Here is a 13,069-nt window from a genome sequence, read left to right on the forward strand (position 1 = left end):
AGCAATGAGATCTTCCATTGCCAGTGCATTATATTAAAATTTACTCATCCATTCCCATCGATTTCTTGTATCCTTCCAAATACGGCATTTCAGACGGGCTTCCCATTTCAAAGCCGGTCATCGTCCGGTGCCACAGTGGATAAATAGGTGCTGGGCGCGCAACGGATTCAATCCGGTCATGCTCCTCCTGCGTCAAGTACATATCTGCCGACGCCAGGTTTTCACGCAGCTGTTCTTCGTTGCGGGCGGCGATGACGATCGGGCCGACGTTCGGGCGGTCTTTGACCCACGCATAGGCGATCTGCGGAACGGTTGCGTTCCGGCCGTCAGCTACTTCTTCGAGGGCATCGATCACTTGATACAGCCGTTCTTCATCCTGAATCCACGGCTCCGGCCAGCCTTCGCCCTGACGGGTATTTGCCGGTGCTTTTTTGTTCCGGCCGATTTTACCGTTCAGCAGTCCTTCGCCAAGCGGGCTCCAGATCATTGAGCTTACGCCAAGCTCCCTTCCTGCCGGCAGCAATTCGTATTCTGCTTCGCGGGCTTCCGGCGTATAGTAGATCTGCTGGGTAACCGGCGGGATGTAGCCCGGACGCTCAGCCACGGAGAATATTCTTGCAAGCGCCCAGCCGCTGTAGTTGGAAACGCCCCAATACCGGATTTTCCCGGATTTCACGAGGTTTGTCATCGTTTCCACGGTTTCTTCCACCGGCGTGCGTCCGTCCCATAGGTGCACAAAATACACGTCCAGATGGTCCGTGCCGAGCCGCTCCAGCGTCCGGTCAATCGACGCTTCAATGTTGCTGCGGGACGCGCCGCGGGCATTCGGATCATTGTCAAAATGAAAGCCGGTTTTGGACGTTAAGAGAACTTCATCCCGGCGCCCTTTAATCGCAGAGCCCAACACGCGTTCCGCATCGCCCTTCGAGTACAGGTTTGCGGTATCAAACATGTTCATGCCTGCTTCCAGCGAGATATCCACAATCCGGCGGGCATCGTTTTCATCAATATTTCCCGTCGGCTCAAATCCTTTCGTTCCGCTGAACGGAATGGTCCCGAGTATATACTTTGGCACGCGCAGTCCGGAGTTTCCTAAATAAATGTATTCCATCGTTAAAGCCTCCTGTATTTCATGAAGTGTTTGTGCCTCGTCAGCTGGTTCCTGCAGTATCGAATACGTTGTTCTTATACCTTGAATGATTTTCCGGCAAACATCTGTAAGCGAATACTTCTAAATGTAATATATTTACAATAACTGCAGCTGCATTTAAACATGTACAGCCTGGAAATTATTTTCCGAAATTTTAAGCAGATTAGTTCTTTTGGCATGAATATATAATCAATTAAAGGGTAATATTTACAATGGGTCCAGATTTCTCTGGACTCCAAATAGTGATTCAGTGTTCACCCAGCGTCATATACAACTGGTTTAGGAAAAAGAATTAATGCTTTTTTCGGGCCATTTCTATCCTTTGGATAGGAGTGGCTTTTTTTAATGCATAATAAAGGAGCCAACGTTTATGCACACATCTACTTTTGGTTATATTTTTAACGGCAATGAACTGCTCGTCGGTACTGCCGGGAGCTTAGCACCGTACATCCAGGAAGCATGCCCTCAAATGTACAACAATATCGACAAACTATTTCACTCCCTTCACCCATTTGCGATGGACGGCACACCGCTCCGGTTTCTTTCTGATGCAGCCGTGTTGAAAGCCCCGTGGGCGGCGTATGATTTATGCAATAATCACTGCTTTCTTGATGAGAGCTCCTTTTTCTCCTAAAGAAGTTTTACAGTTCCCCCGATAGCAATGAAGAGTAAATACCATTAAATTTACGAAAGGGTGCTTTCCATGTTTCGACTCGATCTGGCTGCTGTACACGAAGAACCTCCATCTGATGACCATACAGGCAGTTTTTCCGGCAGTGTCTTCCAGAATCAGCGCTGCATTGGCTCGTATCAGTTTGTTCTTCACTGCCGCAACCGTTTAGCCGAAGTCAGTATCACCTTCCAGGAGGATGTAAAAAAACCTGATGATTTCTTTCGCATTGATCTGCACCGAAACCTCGATATTGAAGCGTTTCAGAAAGATCCAAAAACCCTGCTGCGGTTGATTAAGATCAGAGTGCTGAGCCCGGAGTGGCGCCTGCCGGGCACCTCGCGCCAGGGCTTCCAATATGCTTTCGAACATGTAAATACTTTTCATAAATAATCGTAAACAATTAAAAAGCTGAAGCCGGAGAATGATCTCCAGCTTCAGCTTTTATTGTTTCAGGCTGTCTTCGAATTAATAAGGATCCGATGGAATCCCATGCTCTTCAGCCTGTTGGACGCCTTCTTCCGTTTTCGTGGCGCCTGCAGGCCCGCCGTGCGTGGAATCCTGGTCTGCGCCGTCTGTGGAGGTGCTGTTTTTCAGCCCTTCTTCAACACGGCGGCCGTATTCCTCATCACACTTCTTAAAGTGGGCAATCATTTCTTCCTGAATTTCCGTTTTACATGGAATCAGGTTGTCCACGAGGTTTTTGATTAATTCATCTTTTTCCCATTCCTTGAACTTGCGGAACGTTTCTCCCGCTTGTTGGTAAGGATTCTGGCGGTCGATGGCTTCTTTTTTCACTTCTCCTTCGGTATAAGGAGTGTGAGGCTTGCCGCTCATCTGTGCTTCCTTCAGGTTATTCATTGTGGAAGGCTCGTAGTTCACGTGTGGATTCTGGCCTTCGTCGTTATCGACTTTATACGACATCTGTCCGCCGCGCTGGTTGGTTGCGACCTTTTTCTTCGCCTGGTTGATCGGCAGCTGCAGATAGTTGGCGCCGACGCGGTACCGCTGCGTATCGGAGTACGAGAACGTACGGCCCTGCAGCATTTTATCATCGGAGAAATCCATGCCGTCGACAAGAACGCCGGTACCAAAGGCGACCTGTTCCACTTCGTTGAAGTAGTCCTCCGGATTGCGGTCAAGCACAAGCTTGCCGACAGGAATCCATGGGAATTGATCCTTCGGCCACAGCTTCGTATCATCAAGCGGGTCAAAGTCGAGCTCCGGATGATCGTCGTCGCTCATCACCTGGACGCGAAGCTCCCATTCCGGATAGTTGCCTTCTTCAATGGCTTCGTACAGATCCTGGGTGGCGTGGTTGAAGTTTTTGCTTTGGATGCTGTCCGCTTCTTCCTGGGTCAGGTTGCGGATGCCCTGGATCGGTTCAAAGTGGTACTTCACGAGCACCGCTTCACCGTCTTCGTTCACCCATTTGTACGTATTTACCCCGGAGCCCTGCATCTGCCGGTAGTTAGCCGGAATGCCCCACGGGGAGAATAAAAACGTCAGCATGTGCATAGCTTCCGGCGTCTGCGACATAAAGTCGAAGATCCGTTCGCTGTCCTGCACGTTCGTGACCGGATCCGGCTTCAACGCGTGAATAACGTCCGGAAATTTGATGGCGTCCCGGATGAAAAACACCTTCAGGTTATTGCCGACGAGGTCCCAGTTGCCGTCTTCCGTGTAAAATTTCACGGCAAATCCGCGCGGGTCCCGTAGCGTTTCCGGGGAGGTCCCGCCGTGAATCACGGTGGAAAAACGAACAAATGCCGGTGTCCGCTTGCCTTCCTCCTGGAAGATTTTTGCGCGTGTGTATTTGGAAATCGGCTCATCGCCAAAGGAACCGTACGCTTCAAAGTAGCCGTGCGCACCTGCCCCACGGGCGTGAACTACCCGTTCCGGTACACGTTCACGGTCAAAGTGGCTGATTTTTTCCAGGAACTCGTAGTTTTCAAGCGTCGTCGGTCCGCGATTGCCGACGGTTTTCGAGTTCTGGTTGTCCCGGACAGGGTGGCCCTGTCTCGTCGTCAGCGTACCGTCTTCATTCCTATATTGCTTATCGTCGTTTTTTTCTTCGTCGTGTTCGTTATTGCGGTCTTTACTCAATGCTGTTACCTCCTTTAGGAAATCTATTCACTTTTACCCGGGTAGTTTATGGTTTAAACAGTTATTCCGAATTTTTTAAATTCGTAGTATATAGCTATGCACCCTGGCACAGCAGTTTTTCAAAGGCAGTTCCCTTATCCTGGTGAAGCACAAATCAGGCTGGCGGGGACTTCCCTGCCAGCCTCATCCATAACTATACACATGTTAAATCATATAATCCCAGGAATCCTGCTTCGGCTCCTCGGGAGGCTTAAACGGTACGTTTCTTTCGTGCTCCAGAAAGCCCTCGAGGGTCTGGTATTTAATCGTTTCCGGGTATTTTTCCTGCCAGCCGGCCCGCAGCAGCAGATCCCGGACCGGACCCTTCAGCTCCACAAACCATACCTGCACGCCTGGGTCCCTCCGGAACATTTCAATAATCTGTTCCAGAGCGCCGATGCCCGTAGTATCAATGTCGTTCACCCCGGACATGTCAATCGCGGCCTTCAGTCCTCCGCCTTCCGTTTTGCGGCGGTCCTGAATCGTTTTTTCCACCATTTTCACGAAATAGCCGACATTCGAAAAATGAATGCGCGTATCCGCCCGCACGAGCACCGTGCCCGGCACCCGCTTTGCGTGCGGAAACCGCTGCAGATCCAGATAGCTGTGGGTGTCCTCCTCGTAGCCGATTTCGACAATATTCGGGCGGGAAATATGGCGCAAAAGCAGCAGGATGGAAAAGCCAATCCCGATTAACAACCCCCACTGAATGCCGACGAGAAGCGTCGCAGCAAATGTCACGATCCACACCCAGCCGTCCTCCGGCTTTACGCGAAAGGCGTCCTTTAACGACCGGATATTAATCAGGCCGCTGACCGAAACGAGAATAATCGCTGCAAGCACCGCATACGGCAGATAGTAAAATAAAGACGTGAAAAAGAGAAGCGTCACCAGCACACCGGCTGCGGTAATAATCATCGCCGCCTGGGAGGCCGCTCCCGACCGGTAGCTGACCGCACTTCTTGAAAAGCTGCCGGTCACCGCATAGGAGGAAAAAAACGGCCCGGCTATATTGGCATACCCGATCGCCCGGATTTCTTTATTCAGGTTAATACCGGAATCATTTTTATCACTCAGCGTTTTCGTAATCGCAAGCGTCTCCATCATCGCGATCAGCGCAATGGTGAGCGCGGTCGGGACCAGCACCTGTATGTCCGCCAGGTTAAAGCCCGGAATGGTAAAATCCGGGAGTCCCTGCGGCACCCTTCCGACGACGCTTACTCCCTGGTTATCGAGCCGGAAAAGCGCCACCGCCGCAATACTCAGCACGACGACGATGAGGGAAACCGGTAAATTCCGTTTTGCTTTCCGGCCCCCGATCAGCACTAGAAGACTGGCTATTCCTACAAGCAGGGTCGGGATATGTATCTGCGGCAGATGCACGATCACATCCCGCAGCAGCGGAATAATCTGTGTCTGGCTGCCTACGCTGATGCCCATAAACTGGCCAAGCTGGCTCATGCCGATTGCAATCGCCACTGCCGACGTGAACCCGCTGATCACATTCGGGGAAATAAACTTTACAAACGCAGCGGCGTTCAACAGGCCAAGAGAGACCTGCACCACTCCGACCATTACCGTCAGCAGCAGCACAAGCCCTACGTATTCCGGCGTCGACGGCTCTGCATACAGGGACACGCCGGAAAACACAAGAATGGATGCCATCGCTACCGGCCCGATGGCCAGATGCTTTGACGTGCCAAACAGCGCATAAAGAATGAGTGGAAGCAGAGAGGCATACAGCCCCATGACCGTCGGCAGGCCGGCAAGCACGGCATAGGCCATCCCCTGCGGGACAATCATAACAAAGATGGTAAATCCCGCAGCCATATCCTTTTTCAGCGACTGATTATTATAATCCTGCGGCATAATTAATATATCTTTTATTTTCCCAGGCATAAATCCTTTCCTTCTTTCTCCGTGAACTCACAAACAGTACGGCGATTAAATCTCTCTCCTAATAAATCATGAACCATAACGGCCTAAAAGAAAAGCCCGCACTATATTTTTTTGACTCACGGCTTAAATACAGCTGTACGCCTGCTTTAGTCCTTTCTACACCGATTCTCTCCAGTATATTGCTAAGATCCGGCTGTCAAAAATAGGTTTACTTTTCCAGCAGGGATGTTTAAACTGAAATTAACACAAATATTGGTTTCGCAGATGAATGTATTGGGAGAGTCTGTAAACGTATTTTACAGCACCGAAGGAGCAATCCTCTCCAACAGCCGGAAAGGAAAAACTCTCAGGTACCAGGACCAGTACAGGATGCACCTCTGGAGAAGGTATACGTACCTGCCGAAGAAGAAAATTCTTTTTTAAGAATGAAATCTTTCAGGCTCACAGACAGAGAAACGGCGCCCCAGGCCGCTTCTCTGTCTTTTTTTCTTTTTTGTAATCGCTTTCAATTTTGAATATGGAGGAATTGCTATGGAGTTTGACAGCTGCTTTGACATTATCGGCCCGGTGATGGTCGGTCCTTCGAGCTCCCATACTGCCGGGGTGGTATCGATTGGAAAATTCGTGCATGACTGGCTGGGAGACGTCACTGACGTGACAATCACGTTCTACGGCTCTCTCGCCTCCACCTATCAGGGCCACGGCTCGGATAAAGCTGTCCTCGGCGGCCTGCTCGGGTTGTCCGCACACGATACCAATGTCCGTAATGCCTACGCTCTGGCAAAGGACAGCAGCCTCCGTTACGACTTCCGGTTCTGCACGAACACCCCCGGCGGCTGCCACCCCAATACTGTTTATTTACAGGCCGCTTCCGCCACAGAGACGGTCCATGTCACCGGCGCATCCATTGGCGGCGGTGTAGCCTATATTTATGAAATTAACGGATATCATACCAGCATTAATTTGGGCACAGGCTCGGAGATTTTATCCATCGCCGCCCGGATCAAAAAGGAGGCTCCATCTAGATGAAAGACACGATTGAAAGTATTGTGCAGGAATGTATGGCCCAGGACATTAGTATCGGTGAGTGGATGCTCCGCCGTGAAGTGGATCGCTCCGGTTCGTCCCGCGGACAGATTTTCGGGCGCATGCAGGAACGGCTGCAGGTAATGAAGCAGGCCGTCCGGGAGGGGCTGGGTGACCTCGCGGAAACGGAAAGCAGGCTCTCAGGAGGCGATGCCTACCGCATGCATCAGTATAACCAGCATACCGCCCCACTATCAGGACCAGTTATCAGCACGGCGATGGAAGCCGCAATGGCAACGTCGGAAAGCAATGCCAAAATGGGCCTTATTGTAGCAACTCCTACGGCAGGCTCTGCAGGCATTCTGCCTGGAGTGATGGTCTCTCTTCAGGACAACCGCGGCATGGACGATGAGAAACTGACAATGGGACTGTTCGCAGCGAGCGCCATCGGCTACGTTTTTGCGAACCATGCCTTCATTTCCGGAGCGGCCGGCGGCTGCCAGGCGGAAATCGGGTCAGCGACGGCTATGGCGGCGGGAACGATTACAGAACTGCAGCAGGGGTCACCGGAGCAGGTTTCCCACGCGACGGCCATGGCAATGAAGTCACTGCTCGGCCTCGTGTGCGACCCGGTTGCCGGGCTTGTCGAGGTGCCGTGCGTAAAAAGAAACGTGATCGGCACCTCCATAGCCTTTTCAGCAGCTGATATGGCATTAGCCGGCATTACCAGCCGCATTCCCTGTGACGAAGTGATCCAGACGATGCATACCATCGGCAGGGACATGCCCGGCAGCCTGAAAGAAACCGCCGAGGGAGGACTCGCCCAGACCAAAACAGGCAGAGAAGCCGCCGAACGGCTGTATCAGCGTCCCTGTACTTTTTAATCCCTAAAACGATATCATTCAACCAAATGAGGTGCAGCTATGAACGAACGCCGCTTTTTTCAAATCTGGTTCGGTACTCTCACTCTCATCAGCATTATATTTATGTATTGGGCCATCGCTTTCTCCGCCTTCGTATTAGGAGTTCTCTGTTTCTATAATCCAAAGTTCCGCAGCAGGTGACGCCTCCAGTTGTTAAAAATGAAATTATTGTCCTTTTCCGCCGTTTGTGAGCATTCTGCTTTTTGTTTCCCTGCCGCCGTGCTATTCTTGCTATACGTCTTTTCGAAGGAGGTCATTTCCATCGACCATTTTGCATATGTACTTCAACGCCCCAAAAATCAGGTAGACATAGGCACGGCTGCTGATATCCGTTCACGCTTTGGCAGCCAGGAACCCGTTTATTTTTGTTCGGAGGACGAACTGCTTAATAGTTTAAACTCCTTCCGCAATGAGGAACTCATTATTACCACCGTTAGTGACCTTCCGATCATTAAACAAAAATGGGACGAGAAAAACCATTATAATTTATAAATGCACGTAAAACGCTCCGGCTGATTTTCAAAATCTCCGGAGCGTTTTTGGATTATTGGAGCGGAGTTGCATGAGCCCGCTGAATGGAGGCAATCGCCCGGTCGACCACGTGCACATCGCACGGGGCATGCTTTTGCACTGCCTTCGTGACAGTGTTCCCCTGCATGACCTGCTCGAGCGCATTCCCACCGGACTGGCCGACGATGATAAGATCTGGTTCAAGCCTTTCACACAGCTGGTTCACCAGCCGCTTTTTGGGTACGCCATTGTCCAGCACGGATTTAACTTTGGATACACCTTTTTCTTTGGCGTTTTTTCGATACGCTTCGAGCTGGTACTCGGCCTCTGCGTACAGTCGTTTGATCCCAATCGGATCCATCCAGCCAAGCGACGAATATTCATTATAATGAAACACATAGGCCAGGGTTAAATCGGCTTCGTGTTTGACAGCAACGCGGCAGGCTTCATCAAAGGCATCAACACTCGGATTATTGAGCACATCAAGGGCAGCCAGGATATGAGTATAATTTTTCATTCCATTTCACCTTCTTATATTTTATAATAAAAGCCAAAAAGCACGCAGGTCTCCCTGACCGGTACTTTTTGGCTTATGTTGCAGGCTTATGGATTCCTGACATTTCCGCCGCATTGGCTTGTATTTCTTACCGTATTCCCAGGCGGATTTGATGTTCAAACTACAAAAGTTTTCTTTTCACCATTTTCATTCATTTTCACACGTAATTTGAAGTTTGAAACAAACGGGAACCGGATAGAGCTACCCATGAAACCTTGTTGCAGGAGGAACGTATGAATAAACATCACCTTTTAAACCAGCTTAATGCGTTAAAACAGCAGTGGATCCAAAAGGAAATTTCTCTGCGGGAGTATGTGCAGCAGCGTTTGAACCTGCGCCAGCAGCTGAATAAAAAACATGATGAAAAATAACAAAGCCAGGGAGCGGTCTTATTCCGCTGCCTGGCTTCTTGTATGAACCATTATTTTTCCGTAATCCAGGTGGTCACCTGTTCTACTGGCCTCCGTCTGCCTTCTTTCATGTCCCGCAGTGGATAGCCGAGGTAGATCAGCCCGAGCACCTTTGCCTGTTCACCGAGCCCGAACAGGGCATTCATTTTCGGGTGATAGCAGTGGGCTCCCGTGCGCCAGAACGCCCCCAGGCCAAGCGCATGAGCGGCAAGCAGCATGTTTTGTATTGACGCATAGACTGCTCCGTACTCTTCGAGTGTCTCTACCCGCTCTTCCCTTGAAGGCTCGGCCGCCACGGCGATCACCACCGGCGCCCGCAGCGCCTTGTCTTTTTGCTTCTCAAGATTCTGCTGTTTCTCTTCCCTTTCTGCCGGCGTCATCCCTTCCGCGGCAATGGCAGCCATTGTTTCTCCCAGCTGCCTGCGGCCGTCTCCGGTCATGACGAAATACCGCCACGGCTCTGTTTTATGATGCGACGGAGCCCAGGTCCCGGCTTCCAGTACTTTCGTGATAACTTCCTCAGGCACCACGGTTTCTGTAACGAGCCCATTGCTGCGACGTGAATGAATGGCTGTCAGCACGTCCATCCTGCTTCATCTCCTTCGTTTTAAATGCCGCTTACGCCAGTTTATTCTGCCGGCGGTCCGAATTTTCCCTGATGGAAGTCCCGGTACGCCTGCTTAATTTCGTCCATGCTGCTCATCACAAACGGACCGTAGGGCACAATTTCCTCCCGGATCGGCTCGCCGGAATACACGAGCAGTCTCGTGCGTCGTTTGTTTGATTTAATTCGTAGCGTAGACAGGGCTTGCGGATCCCCGTCCTCCTCGAAAGTGAGCGTCGCCACATCGTGCTTATTGACGGTTCCGTCTGCAACGTCAGCACTGCCGGAGAGCGTATATATAAAGGCATTGTGATTTTCCGGCAGGTGATGCACGTATTCAGCGCCCTCCGATAAATTAATTTCGGTTAACGTGATGGGCACAAGGGAGTCCAGCGGCCCCTCTTCACCAGCAATGCTTCCAGAAAAGATTTTTAAATACCCGCCATCAATTTGTACGGTCGGGGCTTCTTCCCCGTATACGTTCTGGTAAATGGTTTCCGTGTTTCGTTTGTCTTTGGGAAGGTTCAGCCACAGCTGCAGCGTATGGGCAATGTCATTTTCCACCCCGTCTTCGGCATGCCTCGCGGCCCACCCGGCATTCATATACTGCACATCACCGGGCTCGAGAATATCGCGGCCGCCGCCGTTATCAATATGCTCGAGCCGTCCATCCACCACGTAGGTGACCGTCTGAAATCCCCGGTGCGGATGATCGGGAAAAGTACCCTTCTTAAACCAATCTTCGGCCATTAAAATGAACGGATCAAATTCTTTCCACCGGTCCACCGGCAGCACCCATCCCTTTTGGATGGAGGGAAAACCGAATTCTTCGTACTGCACCGTCCACTTATCACGAATCCGGCGTTGAAACAGGTCCTGGTTACGTTCCATCAACAGCACTCCTTTTTGAATTTAGTATGCATAGCAACTATTTCCTGAAAAAAATATATTTACTTCATCTGTCCTGCTTCTTTAGTACAACATATATCTTTTTGTCCTGCAAAGAATCTACTCAGCGGCCTTTCTATTCCTCCCGCAGACTTTCGGAGACGTTTTTATTTATTTTAGCAAGCGTCTGTTCAAGCGCTGTCAGCTCGTTTCGGCTGATGCCCTTTGTTACCGCAGCGTTGAACCGCTCCGCTGCCGGACGCACCTTTTCCTGCAGCTCCCTGCCTTCGTCTGTCATAAACAGCTGCACCGCCCGCTGGTCTTCGGTGCCCGCGGCGCGGCGCACGAACTGCTTTTTCTCGAGCTGGGAAGCCATCCGGGCCACATTCGTTTTGTCCTTCTGCAGCTTCCGGGCGATGTCGTTCTGCGTACGCCCGTCCTCCTCCCAGAGGAGCATCATAATGAGATTCTGCTCGGGGGTGAGGTTAAACACCCGCAGCTCTTCTTTTATAAAGCTGGTTAATTTCAAATCGGTCTGGTGAATCATAATACTGATAAAATCTTCGGTATGCATATGAACTTCCTCCGTTGCGCTGATGGATTGAATCGTGTTTACTTATTTTTCAGCAATAGCTTCTATTTCTTCGTGACGCTGCGCCATGTATACCGTCCACTTTACGGGTGAACGCCGGCCGGAAACCTGCATGTTTTTGAATAAATCGGTAAAGGCCTTCTGCCGGATTTACTTGCGAAGCGGAAGCACTGTAGAAGCTTTCACTTCCCGAAGAACAATGCTTGTCTGCAGCTGGGACACTCCGAGCTGGTTTAACTCCCGGATGAACGCCTCCAGCTCCTTACGGTCACGGTGGATGGTTTTGAGCATATAATCAAACGCCCCGGTCATGCAGTAGCACTCCATGACCTCCGGCATCGCCGATAAGTGGCGCTCGAGCTCGTTTATCTGCTGCGTCTGGTGAATGCTTGTGCTCATGAATATCGTGCACAGCAGGTCGTACCCCAGCTTTTCCTGGTTTAGGATCGCCGTATAGGAATCAATGTAGCCGTCCTGCTCGAGCCTTTTTACCCGTGCATGAGTAGCGGGGGCGGAAAGGCTTACCCGCTGGGACAGCTCCAGGTTGCTGAGCCTTGTTTCCGTCTGCAATAAATCGAGAATATGTACATCCACTTCATCAAGCATGCGTTTCCCTCCCGAAGAATATTCGTTTTCAGCACTTTTCTAACCACACAAACAAAAACAAATTCTGTTTTCCCATAAATAAATTAATATCATTTTGAATATATTCATTTATAGAGAATAATATTTCTTCCATTCATTTTACATGATACATTTATTCCAAACAACACTACAGGGAGGAATAACGCATGAAATACGCCGGATTACTGCTGCTTGCGAGCCTCTGCTGGGGAAGCAATTTTATCGTCGGCGAAGGCCTTACCGCTTACGCGTCACCTGTGACGCTCACCATTTTGCGCTACGGGATTGCCGCATTATGCCTCCTGCCTGTCCTCCTGGTTACAGAAAAACGCCTGCTGCCCCGCAAAAAAGCGCTTCTGCCGCTGTTTCTGATGGGTATCACAGGCGTTGCCCTGTTTAACATTCTGCAGTTCGCTGCACTTGCTTCGTCGAACGCTACCAACATAAGCATTATCTCGACGATGAATACACTGTCGATTGCCCTGTTTTCAGCGATACTGCTACACGAACGGCTGCGCGGCGCGCAAATTGCCGCCATGCTTATTTCCACTGCCGGCGTATTGCTTGTCGTGACAGAAGGACGCCTTGAAAGCTTTTCTTTTGCCTCCGGCGATGCATGGATGCTTTTGGCGGTGCTCGTCTTCGGGCTTTACTCCATCTGCAGCCGCTGGGCGACCACCTTCGTTTCGCCAATGATGTCCGTCTGCTACTCCGGGCTGTTCGGTGTTCTGCTGCTGCTTCCCATTAATGGCTTTCAGGTGCCCATCCACCGGGTGGATGCCGTGTTTATCAGCTCGATGCTGTTTCTAAGCATCATCGCTACGATTGTCTGCATGGTGCTGTGGGGGATCGGCGTACAGCATTTGGGAGCGACAACGTCCGGGCTGTTTTTAAACTTTAACCCGCTGTTTACCGCCCTGCTTGCCTTTGTGCTTTTTGGGGAGCAACTGACCTGGCCGCAGGCAGCCGGCAGTGCAATTGTCATCGGCGGGTGTGCGGCGTTTTCCCTCTTCACGAAAAAGCGCGGGAGGCTGCGATCAGCTCCCGCGCTTCAAAAGCGTACGGCTTAAGG

Annotated in this window: 14 protein-coding genes and 2 riboswitches; of the genes, 6 read left to right on the forward strand and 8 right to left on the reverse strand. The window is 50.9% G+C overall.

Translation table 11 applies throughout. The features are described from left to right. Window positions 1-40: 40 nt before the first annotated feature. Window positions 41-1,111 (reverse strand): aldo/keto reductase, encoded by a 1,071-nt coding sequence (locus tag ACTTK6_RS02940; protein WP_094908382.1) that lies wholly within the window; start codon window positions 1,109-1,111, stop codon window positions 41-43. A gap of 409 nt (window positions 1,112-1,520) precedes the next feature. On the opposite strand from ACTTK6_RS02940, the gene ACTTK6_RS02945 reads away from it, so the two are divergent. Both ACTTK6_RS02945 and ACTTK6_RS02950 read left to right on the forward strand, forming a co-directional pair. Continuing rightward, window positions 1,521-1,784, forward strand: a complete 264-nt coding sequence (locus ACTTK6_RS02945; protein ID WP_094908381.1) for a hypothetical protein — start codon at window positions 1,521-1,523, stop codon at window positions 1,782-1,784. Window positions 1,785-1,853: 69 nt separating this feature from the next. Next, window positions 1,854-2,213: a hypothetical protein gene (locus ACTTK6_RS02950; protein WP_094908380.1), complete on the forward strand. Its 360-nt coding sequence runs from the start codon at window positions 1,854-1,856 to the stop codon at window positions 2,211-2,213. 75 nt (window positions 2,214-2,288) lie between these two features. On the opposite strand, the gene ACTTK6_RS02955 is transcribed toward ACTTK6_RS02950, so the two are convergent. Then, window positions 2,289-3,926 carry a catalase gene (locus tag ACTTK6_RS02955; RefSeq protein ID WP_094908379.1) on the reverse strand — a complete coding sequence of 546 codons (1,638 nt, stop codon included), beginning with the start codon at window positions 3,924-3,926 and terminating at the stop codon, window positions 2,289-2,291. A gap of 204 nt (window positions 3,927-4,130) precedes the next feature. Next, complete coding sequence (locus tag ACTTK6_RS02960; protein WP_462832614.1) at window positions 4,131-5,864, reverse strand: SulP family inorganic anion transporter; 1,734 nt, start codon at window positions 5,862-5,864, stop codon at window positions 4,131-4,133. A gap of 264 nt (window positions 5,865-6,128) precedes the next feature. Further along, a riboswitch (glycine riboswitch) is annotated at window positions 6,129-6,236 on the forward strand. Between the two features lie 3 nt (window positions 6,237-6,239). Next, window positions 6,240-6,317: riboswitch (glycine riboswitch) on the forward strand. A 78-nt stretch (window positions 6,318-6,395) separates the two neighbouring features. On the opposite strand from ACTTK6_RS02960, the gene ACTTK6_RS02965 reads away from it, so the two are divergent. Continuing rightward, a complete protein-coding gene (locus ACTTK6_RS02965; RefSeq protein ID WP_462832615.1) occupies window positions 6,396-6,893 on the forward strand; it encodes a serine dehydratase beta chain in 498 nt (165 codons plus the stop codon). Continuing rightward, the gene (sdaAA, locus tag ACTTK6_RS02970) at window positions 6,890-7,774 is read left to right on the forward strand and encodes an L-serine ammonia-lyase, iron-sulfur-dependent, subunit alpha (protein ID WP_462832616.1); all 885 of its coding nucleotides are present in this window, start codon (window positions 6,890-6,892) and stop codon (window positions 7,772-7,774) included. Before ACTTK6_RS02965 ends, sdaAA begins: the two co-directional genes overlap by 4 nt. Before the next feature lie 583 nt (window positions 7,775-8,357). Here sdaAA and ACTTK6_RS02975 read toward each other — a convergent pair. Continuing rightward, a complete protein-coding gene (locus ACTTK6_RS02975) occupies window positions 8,358-8,840 on the reverse strand; it encodes a universal stress protein (protein ID WP_462832617.1) in 483 nt (160 codons plus the stop codon). A 272-nt stretch (window positions 8,841-9,112) separates the two neighbouring features. On the opposite strand from ACTTK6_RS02975, the gene ACTTK6_RS02980 reads away from it, so the two are divergent. After that, window positions 9,113-9,250: a hypothetical protein gene (locus ACTTK6_RS02980; RefSeq protein WP_158219131.1), complete on the forward strand. Its 138-nt coding sequence runs from the start codon at window positions 9,113-9,115 to the stop codon at window positions 9,248-9,250. A gap of 50 nt (window positions 9,251-9,300) precedes the next feature. Here ACTTK6_RS02980 and ACTTK6_RS02985 read toward each other — a convergent pair whose 3' ends face one another. From ACTTK6_RS02985 to ACTTK6_RS03000, 4 genes are all read right to left on the reverse strand, one after another. Beyond that, window positions 9,301-9,876: a nitroreductase family protein gene (locus ACTTK6_RS02985; RefSeq protein WP_079476381.1), complete on the reverse strand. Its 576-nt coding sequence runs from the start codon at window positions 9,874-9,876 to the stop codon at window positions 9,301-9,303. Window positions 9,877-9,917: 41 nt separating this feature from the next. Then, window positions 9,918-10,784, reverse strand: coding sequence for a pirin family protein (locus ACTTK6_RS02990; protein WP_462832618.1), 867 nt, complete (start codon window positions 10,782-10,784; stop codon window positions 9,918-9,920). A gap of 133 nt (window positions 10,785-10,917) precedes the next feature. Beyond that, window positions 10,918-11,355: a MarR family winged helix-turn-helix transcriptional regulator gene (locus ACTTK6_RS02995; RefSeq protein ID WP_462832619.1), complete on the reverse strand. Its 438-nt coding sequence runs from the start codon at window positions 11,353-11,355 to the stop codon at window positions 10,918-10,920. Window positions 11,356-11,523: 168 nt separating this feature from the next. Further along, a complete protein-coding gene (locus ACTTK6_RS03000) occupies window positions 11,524-11,979 on the reverse strand; it encodes an Lrp/AsnC family transcriptional regulator (RefSeq protein WP_462832620.1) in 456 nt (151 codons plus the stop codon). A 185-nt stretch (window positions 11,980-12,164) separates the two neighbouring features. Here ACTTK6_RS03000 and ACTTK6_RS03005 point away from each other — a divergent pair, with 185 nt between their 5' ends. Continuing rightward, the gene (locus tag ACTTK6_RS03005) at window positions 12,165-13,067 is read left to right on the forward strand and encodes a DMT family transporter (RefSeq protein WP_462832621.1); all 903 of its coding nucleotides are present in this window, start codon (window positions 12,165-12,167) and stop codon (window positions 13,065-13,067) included. Window positions 13,068-13,069 lie beyond the last annotated feature (2 nt).

The organism is Marinococcus salis (assembly GCF_054971365.1).

Coding starts and splice junctions, on each gene's coding strand:
- ACTTK6_RS03005 (WP_462832621.1), top strand. CDS start 12,165: ATGAAATACGCCGGATTACTGCTGCTTGCGAGCCTCTGCTGGGGAAGC.
- sdaAA (WP_462832616.1), top strand. CDS start 6,890: ATGAAAGACACGATTGAAAGTATTGTGCAGGAATGTATGGCCCAGGAC.
- ACTTK6_RS03000 (WP_462832620.1), bottom strand. CDS start 11,979: ATGCTTGATGAAGTGGATGTACATATTCTCGATTTATTGCAGACGGAA.
- ACTTK6_RS02940 (WP_094908382.1), bottom strand. CDS start 1,111: ATGGAATACATTTATTTAGGAAACTCCGGACTGCGCGTGCCAAAGTAT.
- ACTTK6_RS02960 (WP_462832614.1), bottom strand. CDS start 5,864: ATGCCTGGGAAAATAAAAGATATATTAATTATGCCGCAGGATTATAAT.
- ACTTK6_RS02975 (WP_462832617.1), bottom strand. CDS start 8,840: ATGAAAAATTATACTCATATCCTGGCTGCCCTTGATGTGCTCAATAAT.
- ACTTK6_RS02995 (WP_462832619.1), bottom strand. CDS start 11,355: ATGCATACCGAAGATTTTATCAGTATTATGATTCACCAGACCGATTTG.
- ACTTK6_RS02985 (WP_079476381.1), bottom strand. CDS start 9,876: ATGGACGTGCTGACAGCCATTCATTCACGTCGCAGCAATGGGCTCGTT.
- ACTTK6_RS02945 (WP_094908381.1), top strand. CDS start 1,521: ATGCACACATCTACTTTTGGTTATATTTTTAACGGCAATGAACTGCTC.
- ACTTK6_RS02950 (WP_094908380.1), top strand. CDS start 1,854: ATGTTTCGACTCGATCTGGCTGCTGTACACGAAGAACCTCCATCTGAT.
- ACTTK6_RS02980 (WP_158219131.1), top strand. CDS start 9,113: ATGAATAAACATCACCTTTTAAACCAGCTTAATGCGTTAAAACAGCAG.
- ACTTK6_RS02965 (WP_462832615.1), top strand. CDS start 6,396: ATGGAGTTTGACAGCTGCTTTGACATTATCGGCCCGGTGATGGTCGGT.
- ACTTK6_RS02990 (WP_462832618.1), bottom strand. CDS start 10,784: ATGGAACGTAACCAGGACCTGTTTCAACGCCGGATTCGTGATAAGTGG.